This is a genomic window from Photorhabdus africana (genome assembly GCF_035181445.1).
In the GTDB taxonomy this organism is placed as follows: Bacteria; Pseudomonadota; Gammaproteobacteria; order Enterobacterales; family Enterobacteriaceae; genus Photorhabdus; species Photorhabdus laumondii.
The window spans coordinates 166,228-179,415 of record NZ_JAXBVE010000002.1; the positions used below are offsets into that span (position 1 = coordinate 166,228).

The 13,188-nt window shown below is 38.3% G+C and carries 10 protein-coding genes and 2 pseudogenes; 7 read left to right on the top strand and 5 right to left on the bottom strand.

Annotated features, from left to right (window positions below):
• Positions 1–44 precede the first annotated feature (44 nt).
• Entirely contained in the window at positions 45–1,493 is a 1,449-nt protein-coding gene (thiI, locus tag SLS51_RS01865; RefSeq protein WP_323834968.1) for a tRNA uracil 4-sulfurtransferase ThiI, read from the bottom strand.
• 199 nt (positions 1,494–1,692) lie between these two features.
• Between thiI and xseB the strand changes: the two genes are divergently transcribed.
• The 3 genes from xseB (at position 1,693) to dxs (ending at position 4,821) form a co-directional block, all read left to right on the top strand.
• The gene (gene xseB, locus SLS51_RS01870) at positions 1,693–1,971 is read left to right on the top strand and encodes an exodeoxyribonuclease VII small subunit (RefSeq protein ID WP_323834970.1); all 279 of its coding nucleotides are present in this window, start codon (positions 1,693–1,695) and stop codon (positions 1,969–1,971) included.
• A gap of 4 nt (positions 1,972–1,975) precedes the next feature.
• Positions 1,976–2,893: a (2E,6E)-farnesyl diphosphate synthase gene (gene ispA, locus SLS51_RS01875; protein ID WP_323834972.1), complete on the top strand. Its 918-nt coding sequence runs from the start codon at positions 1,976–1,978 to the stop codon at positions 2,891–2,893.
• A 62-nt stretch (positions 2,894–2,955) separates the two neighbouring features.
• On the top strand, positions 2,956–4,821 hold the full coding sequence (gene dxs, locus SLS51_RS01880) for a 1-deoxy-D-xylulose-5-phosphate synthase (protein ID WP_323834974.1): 1,866 nt from the start codon (positions 2,956–2,958) through the stop codon (positions 4,819–4,821).
• A gap of 980 nt (positions 4,822–5,801) precedes the next feature.
• On the opposite strand, the gene SLS51_RS01885 is transcribed toward dxs, so the two are convergent.
• The 4 genes from SLS51_RS01885 to SLS51_RS01900 all read right to left on the bottom strand — a co-directional run bounded on the left by SLS51_RS01885 (position 5,802) and on the right by SLS51_RS01900 (position 10,362).
• Positions 5,802–7,025 carry an MFS transporter gene (locus SLS51_RS01885; RefSeq protein WP_323834976.1) on the bottom strand — a complete coding sequence of 408 codons (1,224 nt, stop codon included), beginning with the start codon at positions 7,023–7,025 and terminating at the stop codon, positions 5,802–5,804.
• A gap of 272 nt (positions 7,026–7,297) precedes the next feature.
• Entirely contained in the window at positions 7,298–8,293 is a 996-nt protein-coding gene (locus tag SLS51_RS01890) for a JmjC domain-containing protein (protein WP_323834978.1), read from the bottom strand.
• A complete protein-coding gene (locus tag SLS51_RS01895; protein WP_323834980.1) occupies positions 8,290–9,126 on the bottom strand; it encodes a TylF/MycF/NovP-related O-methyltransferase in 837 nt (278 codons plus the stop codon). The genes SLS51_RS01890 and SLS51_RS01895 overlap by 4 nt, the downstream gene beginning before the upstream one ends.
• A gap of 39 nt (positions 9,127–9,165) precedes the next feature.
• Positions 9,166–10,362, bottom strand: a complete 1,197-nt coding sequence (locus tag SLS51_RS01900) for a JmjC domain-containing protein (protein ID WP_323834982.1) — start codon at positions 10,360–10,362, stop codon at positions 9,166–9,168.
• 330 nt (positions 10,363–10,692) lie between these two features.
• Between SLS51_RS01900 and SLS51_RS01905 the strand changes: the two are divergent.
• The 4 genes and pseudogenes from SLS51_RS01905 to SLS51_RS01920 form a co-directional block, all read left to right on the top strand.
• A pseudogene (locus SLS51_RS01905) lies at positions 10,693–11,037 on the top strand (transposase); the annotation flags it as partial.
• A gap of 431 nt (positions 11,038–11,468) precedes the next feature.
• Positions 11,469–11,747: a type II toxin-antitoxin system TacA family antitoxin gene (locus SLS51_RS01910; protein WP_165577205.1), complete on the top strand. Its 279-nt coding sequence runs from the start codon at positions 11,469–11,471 to the stop codon at positions 11,745–11,747.
• Positions 11,744–12,268, top strand: coding sequence for a GNAT family N-acetyltransferase (locus tag SLS51_RS01915; protein WP_323834984.1), 525 nt, complete (start codon positions 11,744–11,746; stop codon positions 12,266–12,268). Before SLS51_RS01910 ends, SLS51_RS01915 begins: the two co-directional genes overlap by 4 nt.
• A gap of 140 nt (positions 12,269–12,408) precedes the next feature.
• Positions 12,409–13,178 (top strand): annotated as a pseudogene (locus tag SLS51_RS01920) (transposase).
• Positions 13,179–13,188: the final 10 nt, after the last annotated feature.

The following is a 13,188-nucleotide window of genomic DNA, read 5'->3' on the forward strand; positions in this document are numbered from 1 at the left end:
CGGGGTTCACGTAATAGGAACCCCGAGACATAGAATTAAAGCAATTAAGGCCGATAAACTTTCACGTTATCAAAACCCTGTTCAGATAAATAAAGTGCCTGCAAACGGCTCATTACTCCACGTTCACAATAGAGCAGATAAGTCTTCTCCTTTGGCAAATCACCAAACTGGCTGCTCAACTTATAGAATGGCAATGATTTGATTTCCACACCATTCAACTGTAATGGTCGATTATCTTGTTCATCAGGTGAACGAATATCCAATAACACATCCGTTGGAGCGAACGCTGTCACTGTTTCAATTTCAACCACTTGCTCACTGCTTTGTTCTGCGATCTGACGAATATCAACATTCTGAGCTTCACTGACAACTTTTTCCAAAATATTAAAATCGAAATTCGCTTCTTCTGCTTCAATTTTAGCTTTAACGGCTTTTACTGTCGGGCTTTTTGAAATAACACCACAGAATTCAGGCATTGTACGAGCAAAATCCTCAGTGCCTATTTCACGTGCCAACCTGATAATGTGCTCTTTATCATGAGAAATCAGTGGCCGCAGAATCAACGTATCCGATGCATTATCAATCAAACGCAAATTAGTGAGTGTCTGGCTGGAAACCTGTCCCAAAGCCTCACCGGTAACAATCGCCTGCACGCCATAACGCTCTGCAACTTTAGATGCCGCTCTTACCATCATCCGTTTAAGCACCACCCCCATTTGGCCATCATCAACTTTTTCCAAAATTTCAGCGACAACAGGTTCAAAATCCACAGCAACGAAACGAACTTTATGGGAACTGCCAAAACGATTCCAAAGATAATGAGCAACCTGCTTCACACCAATTTCATGAGCAGAACCGCCAAGATTGAAGAAACAATAGTGAACACGACAGCCACGGCGCATTAACATATAGCTGGAAACACCAGAATCAAAGCCTCCCGAAATTAGAGACAATACATCTTCCTGCGTTCCGATAGGAAAACCACCAATCCCCTCATAACGGGCTTTTACCAGAATCAACACATCTTGATCAATTTCCAGATTAACAGTCACATCAGGATGATTGAGTTTTACTTTTGCAGATTCAATATGCTGATTTAAACCACCACCAACATAGCGTTCTACTTCATTAGAAGTAAATTGATGTTTACCTCGGCGCTTTACCCGCACGCAAAATGTCTTATTGTGGAGCGATTCGCCATAAGCCTCATAAGCTTGTTCAAAGATATGATGCATATCACGAAATTCACGCTCTTCTACTTGCAGAATATGGTGGATCCCGGGGATACGTGTCAGCGCATCACAAATTTGAACGCCAAGGTTTTCATCTTTAGTGCGAACTTCGATATTATCCCAATGGCGAACCACGGCAATATTATCTCCTAACGTTTTCAGCACATTGCGAATATTACTCGCGAGAATTTTAATAAAGCGCAAACGAACTGTTTGGCTCTTGATCGTGATTTCAGGGAATAATTTAATAATAAACTTCATAGTGAGTTATAGTAGTAGTTAGGCATTTTGATAAATAAAACTGATGGTATGTTTTGGTTGTCAAATCAAGCCGCGAAGTATAACACTATCTCGTGGTATAGCGCGTAAAAAACACAAAACCAGTTAAGGATTTGTTTGCACCAGCGTAATAGGATAGTCTGCAACTCTCAGGCGAACTCTGTATAAATAGTAAAAAATTATGCCAAAGAAAAATGCAATATCAGAAAGTACAAACAGTACGCCAGAAACTGCACCAGCAATGACATTTGAAAGCTCATTAAAAGAGCTGGAACAGATTGTCGCCCGGTTGGAATCAGGTGAACTGGCGCTGGAAGAAGCCCTCATCGAGTTTGAGCGTGGTATTCAATTAGCCCGCCGAGGACAACAAACTTTGCAACAAGCAGAACAGCGAGTGCAAATTCTGCTTAATGATGACGCCCAATCTCCATTGAGTCATTTCTCCCCGGATACCGAATAAGCCTATGTCTGAACAAAATTCAGCCCAATTTAAAGAACAGCTTAAAATCTGTCAACAACGAGTCAATAACGTTCTGATAAGCACACTATCTTCGCTGGCATTTTCAGACAATCCACTCATTCATGCAATGCAACATGGCACTTTACTCGGTGGTAAACGTCTGCGCCCATTGTTAGTTTATGCCGTCGGTGAAATGTTTGGATTATCTGCAAAGAATCTGGATGCTCCAGCAGCAGCCGTTGAATGTATCCACGCCTATTCATTAATCCATGACGACTTACCTGCGATGGATAACGATGATTTACGCCGTGGACAACCAACCTGCCACATAAAATTTGGTGAAGCTCACGCGATTCTAGCGGGAGATGCATTACAAACTCTGGCGTTTGAAATCCTATCTAAAAGAGAAATGCCAGATGTTACAGCAGCAGATCGCCTTGAAATGGTTGCTGAATTGGCAACCGCCAGTGGTATAGCCGGTATGTGTGGCGGCCAAGCCCTGGACTTGGCCGCTGAAGGCAGACACATTGATCTCCATATGCTGGAACAAATTCATCGCCATAAAACAGGCGCGCTTATTCGTTGCGCCGTCAGAATGGGCGCATATGGTGCAGGCCAAAGTGGGCATGACGCCCTGCCTGAATTGGATCAATATGCCCAAGCGATTGGTCTCGCATTCCAAGTTCAGGACGATATTCTTGATGTCATTGGCGATACCGAAATGATAGGAAAACGTCAAGGCAGTGACCAACAGTTAAGAAAAAGCACCTACCCTGCACTATTGGGGTTAGAACAAGCACAGAAAAAAGCATACGAACTGTATCAAGAAGCCTTAAAAGCTTTGAGCAAACTGGAAGATAAATCCTATAACACAACAATGCTGCGCGCACTTGCCAGCTTTATTATTGAACGTAATAACTAAGGTCTGCCGGTAAATCTACCTGCTGGCAGCGCTATTAATAAACACTTCTTAACGAGCATCAAATGAGCATTGATATAGCCAAATACCCCACATTGGCATTAGCGGAAAATCCTGAAGAACTTCGTATGTTGCCAAAAGAGAGCCTGCCGAAGTTATGTGATGAACTTCGGCAATTCCTGCTCAACAGTGTCAGTCGCTCCAGTGGTCATTTTGCCTCCGGTCTTGGTACCGTTGAGCTGACTGTAGCATTACATTACGTCTATAAAACGCCTTTCGATAAATTGGTATGGGATGTTGGCCATCAGGCTTATCCTCACAAAATCCTGACAGGACGTCGAGATCGTATTGATACGATTCGTCAAAAAAATGGTCTTCATCCTTTCCCGTGGCGAGATGAAAGTGAATATGACACCTTGTGTGTTGGGCACTCATCGACCTCTATCAGCGCTGGATTAGGTATGGCAATTGCTGCTCAACGCGAAGGCAAAGGCCGCCGTACAGTTTGTGTTATCGGTGATGGTGCGATAACCGCGGGGATGGCTTTCGAAGCGATGAACCATGCCGGGGATATCGACCCGGATATGTTAGTCATTCTTAATGACAACGAAATGTCTATCTCAGAGAACGTTGGTGCATTAAATAACCATCTAGCCCAACTTCTTTCCGGTAAACTCTACACCACATTGCGAGAAGGCGGGAAAAAAGTCTTTTCCAATCTACCACCGATTAAAGAACTACTGAAAAAAACTGAAGAACATATCAAAGGCATGGTGGTTCCTGGCACGCTATTTGAAGAATTGGGCTTTAATTACATTGGTCCCATCGACGGACATGACGTACTGACATTGACCCAAACGCTGAAAAATATGCGTGAGTTGAAAGGGCCACAGCTACTGCACATCATGACCAAAAAGGGTCGTGGCTATGCGCCCGCCGAAAAAGATCCCATCAGTTGGCATGCGGTCCCTAAATTTGATCCGACCACTGGCGCATTACCTAAAAGTTCAGACAACCGCGCTACTTTCTCCAAAATCTTTGGAGACTGGTTATGTGAAGAGGCCGCTAACGATAAGAAATTGATGGCAATTACACCCGCCATGCGTGAAGGCTCTGGTATGGTGCGTTTCTCCCGTGAATATCCTGATCAATACTTTGATGTCGCCATTGCAGAACAACATGCCGTGACTTTCGCCGCTGGTTTGGCAATTGGTGGTTACAGGCCGATTGTTGCTATCTATTCGACATTCCTCCAACGTGCTTATGACCAGGTTATTCATGATGTTGCTATTCAGAATCTACCTGTTCTATTTGCAATAGATCGCGGCGGTATCGTAGGTGCTGATGGTCAGACACATCAAGGCGCCTTTGATCTTTCATTCCTTCGTTGCATCCCCAACATGGTCATTATGGCACCAAGCGATGAGAACGAATGCCGCCAGATGCTACATACTGGCTATCATTATCAGCAAGGTCCAGTAGCCGTGCGCTATCCACGAGGAACCGGAACGGGTGCAGAACACCAACCATTTGAACAATTGCCAATTGGTAAAGGTGTTATTCGCCGTCAGGGTAAGAAGGTAGCGATCCTGAACTTTGGTACTCTGTTACCCGATGCAATAACAGCAGCAGAATCGCTGGATGCGACTGTTGTTGATATGCGTTTTGTCAAACCACTGGATAAAGAATTGATATTAGACATGGCTGATAACCATGATTTATTAGTCACGCTGGAAGAAAATGCCATTATGGGCGGTGCCGGAAGTGGCGTTAATGAACTACTAATGCAGGAAGGTCGCTTGGTGCAAATTCTAAATATTGGCTTGCCTGACCAATTTGTGCCACAAGGTAGTCAGGAAGAAATTAGAGCGGAATTAGGGCTTGATGCCGCAGGTATTCAAAATAGCATCAATAAAAGGCTATTTTCCTGAGTGTATACCCAATGGATTTCAAGATGCATCGCGGCGGCAAGGGAGAGAATCCCCGGGAGCATAGATAACTATGTGACCGGGGTGAGCGAGTGCAGCCAACAAAGAGGCAACTTGAAAGATGACGGGTATATAAGGGTAATAGGATATTTATTCTATTATCCTTCAGCTTACTGATTTTTAGCGTTTCGGTTATCACTGTTAAGTTTTTCTTGAAAGAGAAAACATCAGGAAAAAAATTATCCGAAAAAACTGATATTTATTGTGTTTTCTCAACGTTATTTTGCGAAAAAACCATAAAAAATAATGCAATAAAAAAGGGATAGAACGGTTAATTTGGCAGTATTTAAGCTTTGAAAAAAGAGAGGATTATCCGAAAAAGCATAGAAGGATATTTTTATACCCTATGGATTTCAAGATGCTTCGCGGCGGCAAGGGAGCGAATCCCCGGGAGCATAGATAACTATGTGACCGGGGTGAGTGAGTGCAGCCAACAAAGAGGCAACTTGAAAGATGACGGGTATATATCATCAAAGATAAAATCGGATATGATTAACATTAGTTAAACATAAAATACGGCATCCCATGATGATTAAACTTAATAAAAATCAGACATTAAAAGTAGTGAAAACAACGAGTAAAACTTTATACCAATTAAACCCTGGAGCTAAAATAGTGACTTTTAATAACAATTTAAAGCCTGCTCATAACAAAACTATCAGTGGAAAATGAGAAAAAGAATTGGCTTTATTAATGCTTATATACCCCGTAAAAGAGGCAAATAAGAATATAAAATAGGTTAGCAAGATAATATATTTAAAAAATCAACCGATTTTAATAACTTTTTCAACTGTAGATTAAATTTTTTATCAACCAGTTGAATGATAATTTATAAAAAATACACAAATAAATGATTTAATCAAATACGAGCTGGATTATTTTTATCGTTATTATGTTGCATTTATTATGCAACACCGCGATATTTATCTAAAAATATTCCCTACTATCTTTTTAAAAAAACTAACTATTTTTATCCAATGACAATAAAGATATAAAAATAAAAATGAAACTAAACCCAAAATACTTGATATAAAGAATAGCGTCTTGGCACCTGCAATACTGAGTATATATTCACCAGCTAAAGGAGCAATAAGTATACTTATATTTTGTATCGATTGTAATCGCACAGAAGCGATACCAGAAAATTGGGAGTAATTTAAGCTAACAAAAACATTACTAGCTATGGCAAAGCGAGCACTAAAAATTCCAACACTAAAGAAAACTAATAGTAATATGTAAAGTGAGAAACTTTGTGGTAGATTTAAAGTAATACCGATTAATCCAAAACCTACGGCAGTACTTGCACCAGGTATCATTAACTCAGATAGCTTTCCTGTAATTGGGTACTTTATACTAAACTTGGCAGTCATTATTCCCGATAAGATATTTCCAGCAGCAGAACAAGACATCAACATCCCTAATGCTGCTTTATCAAATTGCAGATACATAAGTATAATAGCCATTTGATTATTCAACATAAAAACAAAGAAAAAATAAGTTGCAACACACCAGAGTAAAGGCAGCATGGTGTTAGGCTTCTTTTTTGATAAATTTCCTTCTGGAAGTATTTTTTCTAAATTTTCTTTGTCAATACTTATTTCACTGTTTTTATGATGTAATAAGAAAGATAATAGTGATATAGAAGTAAAACCAATCGAAACTAATAAAATAGCTCTTTCGCCTATAACTGAGCTTGATACGGCCCCTAATATAGGAACTATCAATTTCGAAATATTATTGATCATATTCATGAGTGAATAAAATTTTGTTGAGTTTTCTCCTTTTAACATTTGGATACTCAGTACATTGATAGCTGGTTGCATAACACTGTTAAATACTGAACGCAAAGCTACGAATATAATAAAAATCTCTATTGATTGGGATAAAATTATCCCAACCGTTGCTCCTATTCTTAAGAGTAAAGATAGTATCAAAATCAATATAACTGATCCTGACTCCAACAACTGTCCAAGATTTTTTGTAAGAATGATCCCCGGAAGTAAACTTAAGGCACTGATTACCGCCATTTCATATGGAGATGCATTGAATTGGTAAGCAGATAAAGTTAGAATTGTAATAAAATCAATCCATGAACCTAATGAAGATGTGCAATACCCGAAAAGAATATTTTTAAGCTTTATATTCATAAAAAACACTTGTGTAATTATTTAGTTAATCTCTTGAAGTGGAATTTGATGCGAGACCTGTTTTATATAGAATATTCATAATTTCTGATGTAGATTCATCATCAAATTCTTTAAGAATACTGCCCCTATTTATTTCTCCGTATTCAAAAATACCCTTTATTATATTTTCAAGCTCAATGGGCATGCTTAAATAACGTTTCGTAATTATGCTACACATAGCCTTCTTCAACCAATTGTTATATATAGAATTATGAGTGGTATAAGATGTAGCACTATTTTGGAATCTTATTTAATAAGCCAGCGTTAAAAGTATTTTCTTCTATCGTCACTGTCCGATTCAAAATAAGTGGTAGTTTAATATTAAGGCAATCTCCTTTTTTCTGGAAACAGAATACACCGCGATCAAATATTAGTCTATTTATTTTTTCTGACTCTTTGATAGAAGATAATGGTAGTAATCTTTGTAGTGATAATATCTGATTAATTAAATTATCATCATTAATTTCAGAAAGTGAAAGATCTAACAATTTTATTCTATCTATTTCTTGTGGTAATTTATCTAAAATTGATAAAATAGGCTCCTTATAATCAGCAAGTTTATGGCTAAGTAATCGAAAAATCAAATCAGCAACTGATTTGTATCTCAATCCTATTGCAATATGAATAGAAATATCACTTGCAGTACTTACTATATGAGCTGAACCTTTCGGTATAGTAAATAAAGTACCTGCTTTAATTCTCCCATTAAATATACTTTTTTTAGCCGTATTCTCTGTTATTTTGTAACCGGTTAGAGGATATGTTACATCATTTGCAACATTAAAAATTTGCCAGTTTTTTTCACCTAGAAGCTGTATATTAACAAGATCGTGATAGTCATAATGTAACGGACTGGGTTGACTCTCTTGAGTGCTTATAAATACATTCACTGTTGTATCACAAAAGCAATGATTAGAAAAATCACTAGCGAGCTTTCCAAGGAGTCCGCTCGATGTTTCAAATCCATTGATAATATATGAAACACGACTTTTTCTACATTGTTCTATTATATCAGAAAGATTCCCCTTTGTAATAAAGTCTCCATGACACCCTCCTGCTAGTCGATAATCGAGACGAGCAGAACTATTTTCGAGTGTTGCATATACATCATCTAAAAGTTCTAAAACTGATATTGAAAGTACTGTTTCTACAGGTAACATTAATGTTTTCTGAGATATAGTTTCTTTTCCTACAGAAGATATTTTATTATTAGTGTAAATTCTATTCATGTCTTTCTCCAATATATAATTCCGGCTGTTGCATCAACAATCACTATTTCATCTTGAATAGAGTAATTATCTCTAAATTCGTCCACCGCTTTCTTGCATCCAACAAGATTATAATCATCAATAATTATAAAACCATTGGGAGAAAGATTTTTGTATATTTGCTCTAAGCTACATTTTGTAGCTTCATACCAATCGACATCTAATCGAATTATTGATAGTGTCTCACTAAAATCTTTTAAAGTATCTTGCACCCACCCAGAAATGAATTTTACATTTTCAGTAAGTAAATCATAAGTACTAAAATTTGACTTAACCTCTTCAAGAGAGCATTTACAATCAAACATATAATTTTTTAGCTGGTTTGAATAATAAGACCAAATCTCCTTATCGAAAAGTGAATCGTTTTCGGATACATCAGGAAGTCCTTGGAAACTATCTACAACAAAAACTTGACGGGAATCTCCGTGAGCTGTAATTATACCATTCATAAGGATACTGATACCACCACGAAGTGTACCAATTTCCATGAAGCCACCTGGGACATTTTCATTAATTACACATTCACAACAACTTATGACATTATCTATTCCAGGTCTTTTAACATAAGTATGAACACGGCGACTACGACGTGTATATGAGATCATATGTGCAAAATTCATTGCGTCTCGGAGATGAGGATACTCCCTGAAAATATCACTTTTTCGCCGATCAAGGTCTTCAATTATCCATTGGCATGTAGATATATCCTCAGAAGTTATGATTGGAGTTTCGTCATATATCTCATTCATTATACTCTTTGCGAGTAATTTAATATATCGTGACTCTATATTCATTTTCTTTTCTTAATTATATAACATAAATTACTATCTATTTTAATGTGTTGTAGGTTCAATAAGTTCAAGTAGCCCAAACTGCATTAGGTAGTCAACTAAAGCTATCTTTGAATTAAGATCTAATGCCCCTGAAATTTCTTCTATTACCAACTCCTTTCCAGATAATAACTCTCTTATTTCTGATTCAGCTACTACTGGTATTTCAATATATGAAGGTAAACACGTTAATAATGGTTTTTCAGGCATAACTACAGATGGAAGGTAAATACGCATTAATTCTTCACAAATTTCTGCGGTTAAAAGCTGTGATTCTACTTTTCTCACTATACTTTTTTCGTGTAGGATATTTTTATTTGACAAGGTATACATAGCACGATTGTGAATATTTGGTCGAGAAGCATTCACTGCCAACGTATAAGATTTTATAAGTTGTTCAGCATTCACGTTATTTAACTGATTTATTGCTGTATCTAACTGAGCTTTTATAAACTCACAGTTTGGCAAATCAGGAGTAATTGAATGGCGAAAGATAGCATTTGTATGAGAGAGTTGTTCAACTGCGAAATGTAGTAAATCAAAAATTTTACATACAGATAGCCCTATTGTTATATGAAGAGATGAAGTATCAGTACATTCTGCACGATGTGGCATTCCAGCAGGAATGTATAAAACATCACCTGCCTTTAGAAGTAATTCTTCTCTTGGTGATCCAATTGTTTCTTCATCAAGAACTTTTGACATTTGTTGTGTAGGGTTATGTTCTAATTTATCCCAAAGAAACCATTTCTTTTCACCTTCTAGTTGGATGATAAAAGCAGAAACAGGATCAAAATGTACTTTTAATCCTTTTTTATTTGCTGGCGTCCAAAAAACTTTTGCAAAAGTTGTCCCACCAAAAAAAGTTTCTAACTTGCGACAAATGGCGCTGATTTCTTGTTGCCGTCGTTCTAATTGTTCAATTTTTAGGGTTGCACCATATTGAAAACGTTCTCGTATAGTATCAACCTGAGATTTTTGGGAAAACTTTGTATTTGCATGGACATGATAATTTTCTGTTTGATCATATATCATTACATATTTGTGAAGTTCTCCTTCGTGTGAAATTAAATATTGATCAACCTGTTGAGAGTTAAATTGGAAATGTAATAATGATGACTTACTATATAACTTACTGTTAGCATCTAATATATTATCAATGAAGTCTTTATTTAAAACACTATTAAGCCAAATATTCATATTACTATCCGAAATTGAATGTAGATTGTGATTGGGCAGTGTTACTGTCCCAATCACCTAATTAAATACAATTAGTGGACAAAAATATCAACTAATTAAGATTAAAACATTTCGAGTTGTGCTCTTGCAGCAACAGCAGATGCTTCTACAAATTTTAATTTGGATAGATCTAATTTAATCATAATAGCTCCTATTTTCCCAAATATTTGCCAAAATAGCGAATATAATATAATTATCGTTTTTTCTTATTTTCAGCATCTATATTATTGAATGATTTTTTTTGTGATTAAAGACACACTTGGCGGATTCGACTAATAAGCTACCGTCTTGGTACAAGGGTTAACCGGATGTTTATATAGCGATAAAGGGTATTTGTCGCAGGCTTTGTGCGATGAACTGGAAGCAGAAGGAATAACGTTAATCACTCATGTCCGTAATAACATGAAGGCAAAAGAATTATCTCTCTGGGATAAGCTGATGTTAAGAAGGCGATTTTTGATAGAAACGGTCATGGATCAGCTTAAAAATATTTCTCAGATAGCGCATTCAAGACACCGCAGTCAGCTCGGTTTTTTATTGGAAATCGTCGCTGGCCTAATTGCTTATACATTCCAACCTAAAAAACCGAGCTTGAATTTACGGGATTGTGATATCGCTATTTTTAAACCAAGCTGAGGTTAATTAATTATTTTACGGAATTAATTAACTGTTTTTCTTAATATGATCTTACAGCAGATTTTAATGCCTTCGATAGCCGGGATGATAGCAGGCACACGATGTGGACAATAAAAAAATAACTGAGGAGTGTTATCTTGAATTGCCAGTTTCTACACCTTTGCTTCCGTACATTTTTACACATTGTCTTGATAAAACTTCACGAATCTGGCTAAAAAACATTATTCAGAACTTTATCCGAACGGAAGAAGAAAAACGACAAGCTATCATAGATATGATGCTCGGACGCAGGAGGGATTGATAATGTATGATTTTAAAGATGAAGAAACGTTCGTATTTGATACGGTACTTGTACGCTTTCATTGTGTACATTTTGCTAATGGCACGCCTTAATGTACAATTTCAATGCATATAAATAGGAGGACGTAACAATGCCTCAGATCCCAGTAGAAACTAACGACCGAATGTCGCTACGTATTGCCTCAGAAGAAAAGTCGCTGTTGATGCGTGCAGCCGCTTTACAACATACCAACTTGACTGAGTTCGTGATCCGCAATGTGATGCCAGCAGCACGGAAAGTTATCGACGAGAACGAACGGCTGGAGCTGACCGAAAGAGATAGTTTGCATGTTCTGGATCTTTTGGATAACCCACCGGCACCCAATGATAAATTGTTGGCCGCAGCATTTGCCTTGCCGAAACAATCATGATGCTACCAATCTGGCACGAAGAACCTATAGGCAAACATCATGATCGTGGTGCTTTTGACTGTGGTGATGAGGCGTTGAATCAGTTTTTACATCGCCATGCAAGGCAGAGCCATGAGAAAGGTGGGGCAAAAACCTACCTTGCGGTTAGCGAGAGCAATGGAACGGTATTGGGTTACTACAGTCTAAGTCCCGCTTCTATTGCTTATGAACGTGCACCGGAAGTGATTAAACGTGGTCTGGCTCGACATGAAGTGCCAGTATTTCGGCTTGGCCGTCTGGCTATAGATCTTTCAGTACAGAGTCAAGTACTCGGTGGTCAGTTATTGCTAGCCGCAGGTCGGCGCTGTTTATTGGTGGCCGCGCAGGCTGGCGGGGTTGCATTGCTGATTGATGCCAAGAATGAGCGTGTTGCCGAGTGGTACGCCAGCTATGGTGCTATTCCGCTATTAGATGCCCACCTATCTTTGCTGTTACCATTCAAAACAATACATGCAGCTCTAGTCACTGCGGGGAAGCTTTAAATGAACGAAGCAACCAATCACAATAAATTACAACCACCACCAGATATCTCTGTTAAGCGACAGGGAAACGCCTATGTCATATTTAACCTGAGTTCTGGATAAGAAATTGACGAGAAGCCTGTTCCGGGAGCAAAATTTTGGTGAACGCCGAAAACAGCTCCGGGGAGGAACAGGCTAGGGATAAGTTAGTGGAAATTTTCTGCGATGTCGATGATTTTTGCCGTTTTTTCATCCCTCAGTGGACACAGTTTTGCCTTGATAACGGATACCGTCTACGTCGCCGCCAAGGTCGCATGTCTCCCAGTGAAATCATGACTATCCTGATCCTCTTTCATCTATCACATTACCGTGATTTTAAACATTTTTATCTGGAGCATATTTGGAAATATCACCACAATGATTTTCCCACCTTGCTCAGTTATACCCGTTTTATTCGTGTCGCGCCTTCCGTTTTGGCACCACTGTGCAGTTATCTGACTCAATTAAAAGGGAAACCGACTGGCATTGCTTTTATTGATTCCACCAGTTTGGGTATTTGTCATAACATCCGCATTCCCCGTCATCAGGTTTTTGAGGGGATCGCAAAACGAGGAAAAACCTCGATGGGATGATGTGATGGACGTCCCCTTTTTCAGCGGTAAAGAGTGTCACTTTCATCACGAAGAAACGTCGTAACATGAAAGCGCGTATGCTGGCAGAGTGGGATAAAATCATGTTATCAACGCGTTTCATCATAGAAACCATCAATGATCAATTAAAGAATATTTCTCAAATAGAGCATTCGCGCCACCGAAGTATAACGGGATTTCTGTTGACCGTTTTAGGTGGTGTGATTGCTTACTGCCTTAAATTAAAAAAACCATCACTGAAAATTTTCTACTCAGAAGACGATTTTCCAGTGATGGTTTAAACAAAATTCG